This is a genomic window from Yersinia sp. 2542 StPb PI (assembly GCF_048593855.1).
Lineage (GTDB): Bacteria > Pseudomonadota > Gammaproteobacteria > Enterobacterales > Enterobacteriaceae > Yersinia > Yersinia enterocolitica_E.
In genome coordinates, this window is record NZ_JAZGQA010000113.1 from 1 (window position 1) to 15267 (window position 15267).

Sequence of the window (15267 nt, forward strand, 5' to 3'; positions counted from 1 at the left end):
CATCATTTATTCCTATTTGTACTGGCAAAAATTCAAAAATGGGTTAGCTATTTTATTCAAGATAAATTGATGTTTTTATATCGGGGGTTTTCTGGCGTGAATCCATTCAGCCAAATAAGGATATGCTGAGATTCATATCAAAGAGCCTGGCTATTGATTAGATTTATTTTTTGAATATATTGCAGAAATAGCTAAAGCAGTACCGCCCAATAGGGCGGCTATGCGGTAAGTAAACTGCATTCCCTGGGTGATATGAGCCACGGTTGCTAATTGAATGTCTTGCTGGGCGCAGGCAAAGGCGAAAATAGCCCCCATGACCGCAGCGCCAGTAATCAGCCCGAGATTGCGCGAAAGATTCAGCAGGCCGGATGCAATGCCTCGCTGTTGCGCGCCAACAGATTTAATCACCAGCGTATTATTCGCAGCCTGGAAAATAGCATAGCCAGCTGTAATCAGGCAGACCGGCAAAATATAGCCGGGCAGGCCGGCAATTGGCCCGATCATCGACAGTGCAATTGCCCCGGTAGTGATCGCCGTTAATCCTGTAATCACCATCATTTGAGCACCGAATCTGTCGACCAGATAACCCGCAGGAACCCCGATGAGTGCCGCGACTATCGGGCCGGCGGACATCGACAATCCAACCCATGGTGTACTCATGGCAAAAGCCCGTGAAAGATAGAATGGCCCAACGACTAAGGTTGCCATCATGATAGTGGTGACCAATGCACTGACTATCAATGCACTACGCAGCTGTGAGTGGCGCCACATAGCGGTTTGAATTAATGGGAATGGAGTGTTCTTTTCCGCCCAGATGAATAACCCGATGCCAATTACCGCAGCGAGTAATAACACTAAATTAAGTGTACCGAAGGTGCCATGGCCCAGCGTCATGGCAAGGGCATACAGTGCCAGAGTCAGGCCCAGCAAGAGCATCCCAAGAGGATCAAAACCACCATGGGCCTGTTGTAATTCGTTGTTAGTGCTAGTGAATGAGTCGGAGATGGGTAAATAGCGTGATAGCAAAAATAAGGCTAATAACCCAAAAGGGATGTTAATCAGGAACATCGCTGGCCAACCGAACCCGCTGATTAACATGCCACCCACTGAGGGCCCAAGTGCCGTGCCGATAGCCGAGATGCTGCCGAGCATGCCCATCGCCCGCCCGATTTTTTCTTTACTAATCGCCTCACCGACCAGCGCCAGAGTCAGTGTCATCATGGTGGCGGCCCCTAATCCCTGTAACACACGGGCAGCAATTAACACTCCGATGTCAGGGGCTAACGCGCAACCCAGAGAGGCCACTGTGAATAAACCAATCCCCGCATTCAACAATCGGCGTTTGTTAGTGATATCCCCCAAACGGCCAATGCTGATGGCCGAGGTGGTAATCGCCAGTAAATAGGCTAAAACGACCCACTGCGCCGCTTGAAAAGAGGCACTGAAAGTGAGTGTTAACGTGGGTAAGCCCACATTGGCGATGCTGGTTGCTAATGAAGAAAGCAGCATCGGCAGGGAGAGGCTGATAATTATTCTGCTTAGTGCACTGTTGGCGATGATGTCACTATTGATGTTTTCGGTATTGATTTTCATTAATAGATTAACTCCTGAATGACCTGTTCAGGAGAGATTAGGGTATTACATCATAAGGCGGAAGACGCATGGAATGCAGGTTATCCATGCATAAAACGCCATGTCAGCATGAGGTTGTGCTAGAGTCAGTACATGACAAAACCTGATCTCAATTTATTAATCACACTCAATGTTCTGCTGGCCGAGGGGAGCGTGGCGCGTGCTGCCCAGCGATTAGGGCTTAGCCCATCGGCGATGAGTCGGGCGTTGGCAAGATTGCGTAAAACAACCGGTGATCCCTTGCTGGTCAGGGCAGGGCGCGCCTTGGTAGCGACACCAAGAGCACTTGAACTGCGTGAACAGGTCAGCCAATTAGTACAAGAAGCCACATCGGTGCTGCGGCCTGCGGCAAAACTGGACCTGGCACAGTTGATGCGTACCTTCACTTTGCGTACCAGCGATGGCTTTGTCGAAAACTTTGGCGGCGCATTGCTGACTCGGATTCATCAACAAGCCCCCAATGTGCAACTGCATTTCATGCAAAAATTGAATAAAGACAGCGCATTGTTACGTGATGGCATGGTGGATCTGGAAACGGGTGTGGTGGGCCAGACTGCCAGCCCTGAATTACGAACACGGGCACTTTTCCGCGATCGCTTTATGGGCGTGGTGCGTGATGGTCACCCGCTATGTGGGGAGGACATCACCCCCGTGCGTTATGCAACTCAGGGGCATATTGTGGTTTCACGGCGTCAGGGCCATAAAGGGCCGATTGATGAGGCACTACAATTACTTGGGATTGAACGGAATATTATCGCCTCGGTTGATTCTATATCCACCGCATTGGCGCTGGTGAGAGGGACGGACTTGGTGGCGACGGTTCCCGAACGGCATAGCCAGAATCTGCGCCGAGGGATGTACAGCTTTCCTCTTCCTTTAACCTTACCGACTATTACGGTTTCGATGTTGTGGCATCCGCGCATGGATGCTGATCCGGCGCACCGCTGGTTGCGTCAATGTGTGCTGGATGTGATGGTGACACCGAGTGAGCAGCAGGTCGCACACGAAGATTAATCTTTATGCGGAAATGATGTCGGGGAATTATCAGGGCAGCCCAGTGTGAGCTACCCTGATTAGCACCTAAAAGCGGGGGATTGCTGTACCCCAATTGCGCCAATCTTTCGGCTCTTCTGGGTTAAGCAAGAAGTGCTGATTTATGCTGGCCTTAGGAGCCAGTGGTGTCGTTGGTGGGGTCGCGAAAGCAATGCCGCCGCGTATAAATTGCTGGAAGGTGCCGCTTTTCACCACACCACCGGTTAGACCGAATTCAAGGTTGTACCCTGATGCCAGCCAGAACACGCTATTTTGCCGCACCAACTGCTGGAATTTCTGGCTGATCCGTATCGATACCTGCACGCGATCAGACATCGCACCAAGGTTAAACCCGGTAACAGTACCCACTTCAAGCCCACGGAAGAGGACCGGTGTGCCAACCTGCAATGATCCTGCCTCCGCGGTATCCAGAATAAGGCTCAGCCCATCAAGATAACGGGAGTCGGTAATAGTGGCAGTTTGCAACTCAAAAGTACGTAATGTGCCACCTTTACCCGGCTCTACATTAATATAAGGTTGGAACAAGGTGTCCAGATTATTGACCCCTGCGGCTGATATCTCCGGCGAGACAATAGAAAAGCGGGTACCGGCCCGGGTAAAGTTCTGCACATATTCTGGATAGAGCACGGCTTTGGCTAACACTTCGTTGCGCTCAGGTGCCAATTTCAGCGATTCGACTTGGCCAATATTGATACCCAAATAACGAATCGGCATGCCGGTTGCCAGTTTGCTGGCATCAAAGGTGCGCAATATGATTTGACTACCGACAGCACGGGCGGCGGTTTCATTACCATACAAGGTGCGTTTGGCCCCCTTATCCAGTGTCACACCTTCCAGATTATCAAAGCTGATAGCCCCTTTTAGGGCGCGATTCAACGGAGATGCCTGCACAGTTAGCCCACTGCCGTTCAACTGGACTTTCGCCCCACCCTCGGCCCAGAAAATGCTCTTATCAGTGAGTAAATTGCGATATTCGGGCTGAATATAGACATCCACTTCAAACTCATTGGCTTTTGGCCTGATATGGGTAATTTCACCTACCTGAAACTTGCGATATAACACCACAGAACCGGTTTGCACATCGGGCAAGCTGGCAGCAGTTAAACTTAGTGTTGTGGCGGGGGCGTTGCCTAAAATGCCATCGGTAGCTTTGGCGACACTGCTATACAGCGGATACTTATTCAGGGCTTCACCTTTGCTGCCCGGCAGTATCAGAATACCGCCATCAATCCACTCCTGCGCACTGGCACCCTGAATATCAATACCATCAATCCCGAGTTTTACCTCCAGCCGACTGTTAACCACAAACTTGCTGTCTTTATGCACCAAATCACGGTATTTGGCTTCAATTGCTGCCGTGAAGGTCACACCGTCGGCTGATAACTCACGGGTCAAGACTTGGCCAATTTTAATGCCATGTAGCGAGATCGGCTGGCCGATATCAATGCCATAACTTTGCGGTGCGGTTAATTGCAATTCGAGCACATTGGGCTGCTGCAACAGACTTTTACTGCTTGGTAGCACGGTAAAGTGTTTTTGTGGTGCCCCTTCACCCGGGATTAACTCTAATGTATTGCCAGTCAAGAGTTCACTCAGTTTGGCATCATTAAGACTGATTCGGGGGCTGTTCATTTCAATGCGGCTGCCTGCACGCATCAAATCGACCACTGACGGGTCAATGGTCAGTTCACCGGTCACTTTACTGTCCGGTTGAAGTGTCATTTTGGTCAGGGTGCCAACCTGTAACCCCTGATAAATCAGCGGTGTTCTCCCCTCACTTAAACTACTCCCACTGGGTAAATCCAGCGTAATTGCCACACCACGTTGGCTATGTGCTAAATCGGGGTAGAGCTGAAAGGGTTGGTCCGGTTTCGCATCTGGGCTGTTTTTGGGTGAGTCAAAGGCAATGGCACCATTGACCAAGGCGGCCAGACTTTCCATTTGAACCGACGCGCCACTAAGACTGAAGTCACCTTTAAAACCAGACACATTCCAGAAGCGGGTATCGTTTTTTACCAATTTAGCGAAGCGCCGATCAATCAGTACATCAATGACAACGCCATTATTATCAGGCGCGATATTGTAGTCATAGACTTTACCCACCGGGATTTTACGGTAGTAAACCAGAGAGCCGTTATTGAGTGAGGCCAAATCGGGGGCATGGAGGTGAACCATCAATTCGCCGGTATTCAGGCGGAACTTAGGCTGGGTATCCAATGCGGTAAAGTGGCTCTGCGGTTTGCCCTCGCCTGGCATCATCCCGATATAGTTACCACCGACTAGCGCATCCAAGCCAGAGACCCCGGCCAAAGAGGCCTTGGGCGTCACTAGCCAGAACTGTGTCCCTTCTCGCAATGAGTCTTCCATATCATTTTTGATACTGGCGGTGACTTTTATATTGCGCAGGTCATCATCCAGACTGATGGATTGCACCATCCCGACTTCAACACCCTGATAGCGAATCGGGGTTCGGCCCGCCACAATACCGGCGGCAGACTGGAAATCAATAGTGACTTCGGTACCACGGTCCTGCCAGTTGTTATAAATCAGCCAACCGGCAATCAGCAGGGCAATAAAAGGCAGCAACCAGAAAGGCGATATCCGGCGTTTATGTTTAATTTGTGCCTCAGTCGGTGTACTCGGCGTTTCCTGTTGCATGTGCATCCCAAATCAATCGGCTATCGAGCCATTCAACAGCAAGGATAGTCAAAATGACCGCAGACCCAAAATAGAAGGCTGCCGGTCCCATAGTGAAGGAAAGGAGCTGATCACGATTAATCAGCGACATCATTAACGCAATAACAAAGAGGTCTAGCATCGACCAACGGCCAATCCAGGTAATCAGTCGCAGTAATCGCATGCGCGTTTTAAGGCTATGTTGTGTCTTTAGATGAATGCTGAGCAACAATGTTAGCAACACAATCACCTTGGTAAACGGCACCAGCACACTGGCGATAAACACCACCGCGGCGATGGGCAGGTTACCCGATGAGGCCAAAGAGACCACGCCGGAGAAAATAGTATCTTCCATGCGGGTGCCATTGGCATAAACAATTGATATCGGTAAAAGATTAGCAGGCAACAGCAGGACTATCGAGGCAATTAACGCCGCCCAGGTTTTTTGGATGCTATGGCGGCGGCGATGGCGCAAAGGGGTATGGCAGCGTGGGCAGCGGCCGTGTGCATCGCAGTGCCCGGTATAATGGCATGACAGGCAAATGCGCAATGTTTCCCGGGGGCCGGGGGGCTGCTCCTGGGGATAAAATCGCTCCCACAACTGCTCCAGATTCAAATGCACTAGCGTCAGAATACTGAGTAACGTCAGAGCCAGAAACGCTATCAATCCGCCACCGGGCATAACGTCCGCATACTCTTTGACCTTAATACAGGCCACCGCCATACCGATAAGATAGATATCTAGCATGACCCATTCTTTTAGCCGCTCCAGCATCAATAACACCGGGCGCAGGTTCATACCAATCCGGCTGCCGATACGCAGATACAGAATCGATGCGGTGAGTGTAACGGGAGCGCCAATAATACAAAATGCCACCATGCTGGCTGTAATCGGGCCGCCCTGACGACTCATTTGCCAGATACCCTCTAACAAACTGGCATCAATCCGCGTGCCGAGCAGGCGAATGGTGATCAGCGGCTCGGTAAAAGCAAATGGCATCAGCAGTAACATGGCAACCGCCATGGCGGTCAGGCGGGTAAGGGACCAATCGCGCCCACTGGCAATTTTTGCGCTGCACCGTGGGCAATAGGCTGTTTGTGTACCATTGAGCGGCGGCAGGGTAAATAGCGCATCGCACTGGCAGCAACGCTGAGCCCTTGCAGTGGAGAGTGGCCGTTGAATGGCATGTACCTTCATATTATAAAACCCTGATGCTGACACCGGTTTATAAAGAATAGCGCGGATGGTAGCAGAGCAATCGGTCAAAACAAGGGGCAAAACGGGCCAAACCCCCGATGGCGATAACTCTTTTACTTCGTTATAGCGGAATAACCTTGTAGCCAAGGGTATTTAATGATTACTTTATATAAGCTAAGCATAACTATCGCCTCTGGCTATTCTTAGGTTTCTAACGGTCATTACATGAAAAAAGCAGAATTCTACGCGGAATTAAAACGTGACTTGAGTGCCCTGATTGCAGGTGAAACGAATTTCATTGCTACTTTGGCTAATGCCAGCGCTTTACTTTATGAGCGTCTTGATGGGTTGAATTGGGCCGGTTTTTACTTGATCGACGGCAAACAATTAGTGCTGGGTCCTTTTCAAGGGAAAATCGCCTGTGTCCGTATTCCAATCGGCAAAGGCGTATGTGGAACTGCCGTGGCAGAAAACCGCGTTCAGCGAGTGGCGGATGTGCATGCATTCCCCGGACATATTGCCTGTGACGCCGCAAGTAATGCTGAAATTGTGCTGCCAATCACTGTGAAGGGTAAAATTATCGGCGTTTTGGATATCGACAGCATTGTTTATGATCGCTTTGATGACGCTGATGAATTGGGTTTAATCTCAGTCGTGGCGGGGCTTTGCGAGCATCTTGACCTGTGTGACAGTGAGAAATATGTCACACAGACTGCAAGTTGATATACGGATAACGTGGCAATTGCTGATGGCGTCATTATAATGACGCCTGTTCATGCCTGCGCTGGTTGGCAAACCCGTTGTAATCAGGAAATTTCATGGAAAATCAACCTAAGTTGAACAGTAGTAAAGAAGTCATAGCCTTTTTGGCTGAGCGGTTCCCGCTTTGCTTCACCGCCGAAGGCGAAGCACGTCCACTGAAGATCGGTATTTTTCAAGATCTGGTCGAACGTGTTCAGGGGGAAGAGAATTTAAGCAAAACGCAATTGCGTTCTGCGCTGCGTCTCTACACCTCAAGCTGGCGTTATCTTTATGGGGTCAAAGTCGGTGCTGAACGTGTTGATTTAGACGGCAACCCTTGTGGTGTGCTGGAAGAGCAACATGTAGAACATGCCCGCAAACAGCTAGAAGAGGCGAAAGCCCGTGTTCAGGCACAACGTGCTGAACAACAAGCTAAAAAGCGCGAAGCTGCCATTGCTGCGGGTGAAACCCCAGAGCCACGTCGCCCACGTCCGGCAGGTAAAAAACCTGCGCCGCGTCGTGAAGCGGGTGTGACTTCGGAAAACCGCAAGCCTCGTCAGTCACCTCGCCCACCACAGGCTCGGCCACCTCGTCCACAGGCCGAGGAAAACCAGCCACGCCCTGTGCCGGTCACAGATATCTCTAAACTGCAAATTGGTCAAGAAATCAAAGTCAGAGCAGGTAAGAGCGCGATGGATGCAACCGTATTAGAAATCGCTAAAGATGGCGTACGGGTGCAGCTATCTTCCGGTCTGGCGATGATTGTGCGCGCAGAACACTTGCAGTTCTGATACGGAGGCCAACCTAGGCATGAACAAATTTGTCAGACTAACAGCAATCGCAGGCTTGTTACTGGCGGGGGCGAGTTACGCAGCGGATACCACCTATCGCATCGATCAGCTACCTCAACTGCGTCAGGAACCCGAGCATGCAACCGTGAGTGAGCGCGTAACATCGCGCTTCACTCGCTCTCACTATCGTCAATTTACACTGGACGATCAGTTTTCCGCCAAAATATTTGATAGATTCCTCAACATGCTGGATTACAGCCATAACGTGTTGTTGGCATCAGATGTGGCACAGTTTGCGGATAAAAAGCAGTCGCTGGATGATGAGTTAAAATCAGGCCAGTTGGACACGCCTTTCGCTTTATTCAATTTGGCGCAAAAACGCCGCTTTGAGCGCTATCAATATGCATTGTCAGTACTGGACCGGCCAATGGTCTTTACCGGGAATGACACCATTGATATTGACCGTGGTAAAGCACCTTGGCCTACCAGCGAAGCTGAGCTGAACAAGCTTTGGGACGCAAAAGTTAAGTACGATCAGCTTAATTTGAAATTAACCGGTAAAACGGATAAAGAGATCAAAGAGACGCTGACAAAACGCTATCAGGCGGCCATTAAGCGTTTGACGCAAAGTAATAGCGAAGATGTATTCCAGCTAATTATGAATGCGTTTGCGCATGAAATTGACCCGCATACCAACTATTTGTCACCACGAAATACCGAACAGTTTAATACCGAAATGAGCTTGTCTCTGGAAGGTATTGGTGCTGTCCTGCAAATGGATGATGATTACACCTTAATCAACTCTATGGTTCCAGGTGGCCCCGCGGCGAAAAGTAAAACTATCGCCGTAGGTGATCGGGTGATCGGTGTGGGTCAAACCGGTAAGCCGATGGTGGATGTGATTGGATGGCGTCTCGATGATGTCGTGGCACTCATTAAAGGGCCGAAGGGCAGTAAAGTGCGGCTGGAGATTTTACCGGCCGGTAAAGGTACTAAACCGCGCACTGTCACCTTGACCCGTGAACGCATTCGTCTTGAAGATCGCGCAGTGAAAATGTCGGTAAAAACTATCGGCAAAGAGCGTGTCGGTGTACTGGATATCCCTGGTTTCTATGTTGGCCTGACCGAAGACGTTAAGGTGCAATTGCAGAAGCTGGAGAAAGAGAATGTCAGTAGCATTATTATTGACTTGCGCAGTAATGGTGGTGGTGCTCTGACCGAGGCTGTGTCGCTGTCTGGTTTGTTTATTCCGAGTGGGCCGGTGGTTCAAGTGCGGGATAACAACGGCAAAGTGCGTGAAGACAGTGATACTGATGGTGTGGTGTACTACAAAGGCCCGCTGGTGGTATTGGTGGACCGCTACAGTGCATCCGCTTCCGAAATCTTTGCTGCTGCCATGCAGGACTATGGTCGTGCATTAATTGTCGGTGAACCAACCTTTGGTAAAGGTACTGTTCAACAGTATCGGTCGTTAAATCGTATTTACGATCAAATGTTGCGCCCGGAATGGCCTGCATTGGGTTCACTGCAATACACTATCCAGAAATTCTATCGGGTAGATGGTGGCAGTACTCAGCGTAAAGGGGTAACCCCGGATATCGTGATGCCAACCGGTGTTGATCCGGCGGAAACGGGTGAGAGTTTCGAAGATAATGCCTTGCCTTGGGACAGTATCAATGCGGCCAGTTACGTCAAGAGTGGTGATCTGAAGCCACTGGAGCCGGAGTTACTGAAAGCACATACAGCGCGGATTGCCGCTGATCCTGAATTCCAGCATATTCAGCAAGATATTGAGCGTTATAAAGCGTTAAAAGAGAAACGCAACATCGTCTCTCTCAATTACGCTCAGCGTGAAAAAGAGAACCATGATGATGATGCCACGCGGCTGAATCGCTTGAATGAGCGTTTCAAACGTGAAGGTAAAAAGCCACTGAAGTCATTGGAGGATTTGCCAAAAGACTATCAGGAGCCAGACCCTTATCTGGATGAGACTGTTCATATTGCTTTGGATTTGGCTCATAAAGAAAAAGCGCAGCCGCAAGTTGAATCACCACCAGCGGCAGCACCTGCGGCAAAATAAGTCAGCAGATAATATGAAGGATCCGGGCCTTAAAAAGAGCCCGGATTTTTTTTACGTTTTTTTCATCGCCGAATTTATCAATTGGCGAAAAAATAGCAAAATATGTAATGAAAAGTATCCAAATTTGTAAAGTTATGTTGATTTACTCTGTTAGAACTTAACAAGCCTTGAAAATTTGTCAGATGCCCATACGATCAGCGTATCTCAGTAGTAATTTGGCTAAGTCATCATCCAGGATTATGCCAATTTTGACTTAAGACCCATGTGACTCAACACAGTGTCGACTTAAAACAATAAGGAAATAAATTTTTATGATGCGTATCGCTCTGTTCCTTCTCACCAACCTGGCAGTCATGTTGGTGTTCGGGTTGGTACTAAGCCTGACAGGTATTCAGTCCAGCAGTGTACAAGGGCTGATGATCATGGCTGGTCTGTTCGGTTTCGGCGGCGCATTTGTTTCGTTGCTGATGTCCAAATGGATGGCTTTGCGTTCAGTGGGTGGTGAAGTTATCGAACAACCGCGCAATGAAACTGAACGCTGGTTGCTGGATACGGTGCGTCGCCAATCCCAGCAAGCCGGTATTGCTATGCCACAAGTTGCTATTTATCAGGCACCGGATATTAACGCCTTTGCGACCGGGGCTCGTCGTGATGCCTCTTTAGTGGCAGTAAGTACAGGTCTATTGCAGAACATGAGCCGTGATGAAGCAGAAGCCGTTATTGCTCATGAAATTAGCCACGTCGCTAACGGCGATATGGTCACCATGACCTTGATTCAGGGGATTGTGAATACCTTTGTAATCTTCATTTCACGCCTGATTGCGCAAGTCGCTGCCGGTTTCCTATCAGGGGACCGTGATAATGAAAGCAGTAGCGCCGGTAACCCGATGGTCTACTTTGCCGTATCAATGGTCTTGGAATTGGTCTTTGGTATTCTGGCCAGCATTATCACCATGTGGTTCTCGCGCCATCGCGAATTCCACGCTGATGCAGGCTCAGCGAAGCTGGTAGGGCGTGAGAAGATGATAGCGGCTCTGCAACGGCTGAAAACCAGCTATGAGCCACAGGAAGCAGGCAACATGATGGCTTTCTGCATTAATGGTAAGTCCAAAACCTTCAGCGAGCTGTTTATGTCACATCCGCCGCTGGACAAACGTATTGAAGCGCTGCGTTCAGGCCAGTATCTGAAGTAGCCACCACCAACTCTTCTGATTGAAAACCCCGCCCGCCAGCGGGGTTTTTTTATTGCAACCCGAGTCTAGCCACGTTTCTGGCTTATGCGCAGCAAACTCACCAATGCGGCGATACTGGCAAAGCAGCCAGCCAGCACCAGAGAAGCATGAGTGCCACTGGTTGAAAACAGATTGAACATTAATGCCACTAATGCCGCCCCAGAGGTTTGCCCCAGTAAACGGGCGGTGCCTAGCATGCCGCTGGCTCCACCGCTACGATGTTGTGGTGCAGCAGAAATAATGGTGTGGTTATTCGGCGACTGAAACAGGCCAAAACCGGCACCACATAGCACCATCCGCCAGATAATATCCACATCACTCGGGTTGGCTGGCAGCAATGCTAGCAGGAACAAACCACTGGCAAACACCGCCAAACCTATCCCGCCTAATAACCCTGCATGATAACGTTCGACTAATCGCCCGGCTATCGGGGCTACCACCATGGTTGCCAACGGCCATGGGGTTAACAGCAGTCCGGTTGCCACTTCATCACGGCCCAGAACAGTTTGTAAAAAGAAGGGCAGTGACACCATTGCCAGCATTTGTGCGGCAAAAGAGCAAATAGAAGTGCTGATTGATAATGCAAAAATAGGAATACGCAGTAAATCAACCGGAAGCAGCGGGAAAGACTGACTAAGTTGACGGCGTACAAAGAAGAAACCAATTAGTAGCAATGCGATAATTTCAGCCGCTATCAGGGTTGGGCTTTGTCCCTGAGCAAAGCCACTGATAGCGGTTATCAGTAAACCAAAGGTCAGAGCATTCATCACACAACTGGTAAAATCGAAACGGTTACCGTTACTTTTCATATTATTGGCAGGCAAATACTTCATACCTAACAACCATGCCAACAAGCCGATGGGCACATTAATGGCAAACAGCCACTGCCATGAAGCAACCGATAGCACCGCCGCGGCAATGGTGGGACCGGCGGCGGCGGAAACGGCCACAATCAATGAATTAATACCGATACCACGGCCCAGTTGTGCTCGTGGATAAATAATCCGAATCAATGCAGTATTAACGCTCATTAAGGCTGCTGCGCCAAGCCCTTGCAGCACACGGGCAAATGTTAGCGTCCATAAGGAGTCAGACAGAGCACAGAACAGCGATGTCACACTAAACACCAGTAAACCTGCCTGATAAACCCGCCGATAACCGATGATATCACCCAGAGATGCCATTGAGAGCAACGACACGGTGATAGCTAACTGGTAAGCATTCACGATCCAAATAGACGTGGCTGGGCTGGCATTGAGGTCACGAGCGATAGTTGGCAAAGCTACGTTGGCGATAGTGCCATCCAACACCGCTATGGTAATACCGAGTGCAATAACCAATATTGCAGCATAGCGCTGAGGAACCGGCATGCCATCGCTTGATGATGGGGTCATAGGTTTTATCTGTAAAAATAATGATGTAGGTAAGTGTTTATATGCTAACCAGTATTGTGCTTGAATGCATCCTTGCCAGCCGGCTTATTTGTAAATAGCGATGTGGTACCGTTATCGCAATCAGATTAACAGGCTGATAAGCACAGTAATTTGGCTAAATCAGTAAAAATAGAACCGCGATCACGGAAAAATGAAACATCGTTTCTATAATGTGAGATAGTAATAGCCTGACAGGTTCCTCTGCGGGCAAATTTTAATTCTCTGATGATTTTAAGGACTTTCCTGATGGCCAAAGGTAAACAAATCCCCCTGACATTTCACACATATCAGGATGCCTCTACCGGTGCACAAGTTACACGGTTAACACCGCCTGATGTCACTTGCCACCGTAACTATTTCTATCAAAAATGTTTCACCCGTGATGGCAGTAAGTTATTGTTCGGCGGCGCTTTTGATGGTCCGTGGAACTACTACTTGTTGGATCTCAACACGCAAGTGGCAACACAACTGACAGAAGGGCGTGGCGACAATACCTTTGGTGGTTTCTTGTCACCTGAAGATGATGCACTGTTTTATGTCAAAGATGGGCGTAACCTGATGCGAGTCTGTCTTGCCACACTGGAAGAAAGTGTGGTTTATCAGGTGCCTGAAGAGTGGGTGGGTTACGGTACCTGGGTCGCCAATTCAGATTGTACCAAGTTGGTCGGTATTGAAATTAAACGCGAAGACTGGGTCCCCTTGACCGATTGGAAAAAATTCCACGAGTTCTATTTCACTAAGCCTTGCTGCCGTTTGATGCGTGTTGACTTGAAAACCGGTGAGTCCGCCGTGATTTTGCAAGAGAATCAATGGCTAGGTCATCCAATCTATCGCCCTTATGATGACAGTACGGTCGCATTCTGCCATGAAGGTCCACACGATCTGGTTGATGCACGTATGTGGCTAATCAATGAAGATGGTAGCAACATGCGTAAAGTGAAAACCCATGCCGAAGGCGAAAGCTGCACCCATGAGTTCTGGGTGCCTGATGGTTCGGCGCTGGTGTATGTCTCATATTTGAAAGGCAGCCCGGATCGCTTTATCTACAGTGCTGACCCACAGACATTGGAAAATCGCCAATTGACCTCTATGCCGGCGTGTTCCCATCTGATGAGTAACTATGACGGTACCTTGATGGTCGGCGATGGTTCAGATGCACCGGTAGATGTACAAGACGATAGCGGCTATAAGATCGAAAACGATCCTTTCCTGTATGTATTCAACATGAAAAATGGCAGCCAGCATCGTGTTGCTCGCCACGATACCTCATGGCAGGTGTTTGAAGGTGATCGGCAGGTGACGCATCCACATCCTTCCTTTACCCCTGATGATAAACAAGTTCTGTTCACCTCTGATGTTCATGGCAAACCTGCACTTTATTTGGCTACTTTGCCTGAATCAGTCTGGCAATAGTTAAATTTTGCACTAGCCTCTTTCATGGAAAGAGGCTAATTTGCTGTCTGCAAGGTTAATATCTTATTATTCACATTGGTTTATTGCACAGTCTCGCAACTTCCCTTTATAATAAAACCACTGTTCTATTTTTTTTAAAACATATTGTTTTATGAAACACAGAAAACTGAGTAGGGTAACCAAGAAATGGCTATTGCAGATCTAGATAAACAGCCCGACTCTGTGTCGTCGGTTCTGAAGGTTTTTGGCATCTTACAAGCATTGGGTGAAGAACGGGAAATTGGTATTACCGAGCTTTCCCAACGTGTAATGATGCCTAAAAGTACGGTTTACCGCTTTCTCCAGACCATGAAATCCCTGGGGTATGTTGCCCAGGAAGGCGAATCAGAGAAATACTCCCTTACGCTGAAGTTATTTGAGCTGGGGGCTAAAGCGCTACAAAATGTTGATTTGATTCGTAGCGCAGATATACAGATGCGTGAATTATCTAATGAAACTCGTGAAACTATTCACTTGGGTGCATTGGATGAAGACAGCATTGTTTATATTCATAAAATTGACTCTATGTATAACCTGCGGATGCATTCCCGTATTGGTCGTCGTAACCCACTGCACAGTACCGCAATTGGTAAAGTGTTATTGGCGTGGCGTGACCGTGGTGAAGTAGAGGAAATCTTGTCTCATATCGAGTTCACCCGTAGCACTAAACACACCCTGGATAGCGCGGCTGCATTATTGCCAGTGCTGGATCTGGTGCGTGAGCAGGGCTTTGGTGAAGATGTCGAGGAGCAAGAAGAAGGTTTGCGTTGTATCGCTGTACCTGTTTTCGACCGTTTCGGTGTGGTGATCGCGGGCTTAAGTATTTCATACCCGACGCTGCGTTTTTCTGAAGACAGCAAGAGTGACATAGTTAAATCTTTGCATCGCGCAGCACGTAACATCTCAGAGCAAATGGGTTATCGTGATTATCCTTTCTGAGGATAAAGCGAAATAGGGTAAATACTTTATAATTATTGGA

The 15267-nt window shown here is 48.9% G+C and carries 11 protein-coding genes; 7 read left to right on the plus strand and 4 right to left on the minus strand.

Translation table 11 applies throughout. The annotated features are described in order from the left end of the window. Window positions 1–150: 150 nt before the first annotated feature. On the minus strand, window positions 151–1593 hold the full coding sequence (locus V1952_RS14085; RefSeq protein WP_420074951.1) for an MFS transporter: 1443 nt from the start codon (window positions 1591–1593) through the stop codon (window positions 151–153). 132 nt (window positions 1594–1725) lie between these two features. On the opposite strand from V1952_RS14085, the gene V1952_RS14090 reads away from it, so the two are divergent. Beyond that, window positions 1726–2646: a LysR family transcriptional regulator gene (locus V1952_RS14090; protein WP_372559175.1), complete on the plus strand. Its 921-nt coding sequence runs from the start codon at window positions 1726–1728 to the stop codon at window positions 2644–2646. Between the two features lie 66 nt (window positions 2647–2712). Here V1952_RS14090 and V1952_RS14095 read toward each other — a convergent pair whose 3' ends face one another. Continuing rightward, the gene (locus V1952_RS14095) at window positions 2713–5343 is read right to left on the minus strand and encodes an MlaD family protein (protein WP_420071857.1); all 2631 of its coding nucleotides are present in this window, start codon (window positions 5341–5343) and stop codon (window positions 2713–2715) included. Beyond that, complete coding sequence (gene yebS / locus V1952_RS14100) at window positions 5312–6559, minus strand: membrane integrity lipid transport subunit YebS (RefSeq protein WP_420071858.1); 1248 nt, start codon at window positions 6557–6559, stop codon at window positions 5312–5314. Before yebS ends, V1952_RS14095 begins: the two co-directional genes overlap by 32 nt. 225 nt (window positions 6560–6784) lie before the next feature. Here yebS and V1952_RS14105 point away from each other — a divergent pair, with 225 nt between their 5' ends. From V1952_RS14105 to htpX, 4 genes are all read left to right on the plus strand, one after another. Then, complete coding sequence (locus tag V1952_RS14105; protein ID WP_083158658.1) at window positions 6785–7282, plus strand: GAF domain-containing protein; 498 nt, start codon at window positions 6785–6787, stop codon at window positions 7280–7282. A 95-nt stretch (window positions 7283–7377) separates the two neighbouring features. Further along, window positions 7378–8091, plus strand: coding sequence for an RNA chaperone ProQ (gene proQ, locus V1952_RS14110; RefSeq protein WP_372559172.1), 714 nt, complete (start codon window positions 7378–7380; stop codon window positions 8089–8091). A 19-nt stretch (window positions 8092–8110) separates the two neighbouring features. Continuing rightward, a complete protein-coding gene (gene prc / locus V1952_RS14115; RefSeq protein WP_083158659.1) occupies window positions 8111–10171 on the plus strand; it encodes a carboxy terminal-processing peptidase in 2061 nt (686 codons plus the stop codon). Window positions 10172–10482: 311 nt separating this feature from the next. Beyond that, window positions 10483–11364, plus strand: a complete 882-nt coding sequence (gene htpX, locus V1952_RS14120; protein WP_005182949.1) for a protease HtpX — start codon at window positions 10483–10485, stop codon at window positions 11362–11364. 65 nt (window positions 11365–11429) lie between these two features. Here htpX and V1952_RS14125 read toward each other — a convergent pair whose 3' ends face one another. Further along, window positions 11430–12797 (minus strand): MFS transporter, encoded by a 1368-nt coding sequence (locus V1952_RS14125; protein WP_420074952.1) that lies wholly within the window; start codon window positions 12795–12797, stop codon window positions 11430–11432. A 285-nt stretch (window positions 12798–13082) separates the two neighbouring features. Between V1952_RS14125 and ogl the strand changes: the two genes are divergently transcribed. After that, window positions 13083–14249, plus strand: coding sequence for an oligogalacturonate lyase (ogl, locus tag V1952_RS14130; RefSeq protein ID WP_083158661.1), 1167 nt, complete (start codon window positions 13083–13085; stop codon window positions 14247–14249). Between the two features lie 186 nt (window positions 14250–14435). Further along, window positions 14436–15227 (plus strand): DNA-binding transcriptional regulator KdgR, encoded by a 792-nt coding sequence (kdgR, locus tag V1952_RS14135; protein WP_050077553.1) that lies wholly within the window; start codon window positions 14436–14438, stop codon window positions 15225–15227. Window positions 15228–15267: the final 40 nt, after the last annotated feature.

What these genes read in the sequence shown, in the direction of transcription:
- V1952_RS14085 (WP_420074951.1), bottom strand. Translation starts at nt 1,593, where the DNA reads ATGAAAATCAATACCGAAAACATCAATAGTGACATCATCGCCAACAGT.
- V1952_RS14090 (WP_372559175.1), top strand. Translation starts at nt 1,726, where the DNA reads ATGACAAAACCTGATCTCAATTTATTAATCACACTCAATGTTCTGCTG.
- V1952_RS14095 (WP_420071857.1), bottom strand. Translation starts at nt 5,343, where the DNA reads ATGCAACAGGAAACGCCGAGTACACCGACTGAGGCACAAATTAAACAT.
- yebS (WP_420071858.1), bottom strand. Translation starts at nt 6,559, where the DNA reads ATGAAGGTACATGCCATTCAACGGCCACTCTCCACTGCAAGGGCTCAG.
- V1952_RS14105 (WP_083158658.1), top strand. Translation starts at nt 6,785, where the DNA reads ATGAAAAAAGCAGAATTCTACGCGGAATTAAAACGTGACTTGAGTGCC.
- proQ (WP_372559172.1), top strand. Translation starts at nt 7,378, where the DNA reads ATGGAAAATCAACCTAAGTTGAACAGTAGTAAAGAAGTCATAGCCTTT.
- prc (WP_083158659.1), top strand. Translation starts at nt 8,111, where the DNA reads ATGAACAAATTTGTCAGACTAACAGCAATCGCAGGCTTGTTACTGGCG.
- htpX (WP_005182949.1), top strand. Translation starts at nt 10,483, where the DNA reads ATGATGCGTATCGCTCTGTTCCTTCTCACCAACCTGGCAGTCATGTTG.
- V1952_RS14125 (WP_420074952.1), bottom strand. Translation starts at nt 12,797, where the DNA reads ATGACCCCATCATCAAGCGATGGCATGCCGGTTCCTCAGCGCTATGCT.
- ogl (WP_083158661.1), top strand. Translation starts at nt 13,083, where the DNA reads ATGGCCAAAGGTAAACAAATCCCCCTGACATTTCACACATATCAGGAT.
- kdgR (WP_050077553.1), top strand. Translation starts at nt 14,436, where the DNA reads ATGGCTATTGCAGATCTAGATAAACAGCCCGACTCTGTGTCGTCGGTT.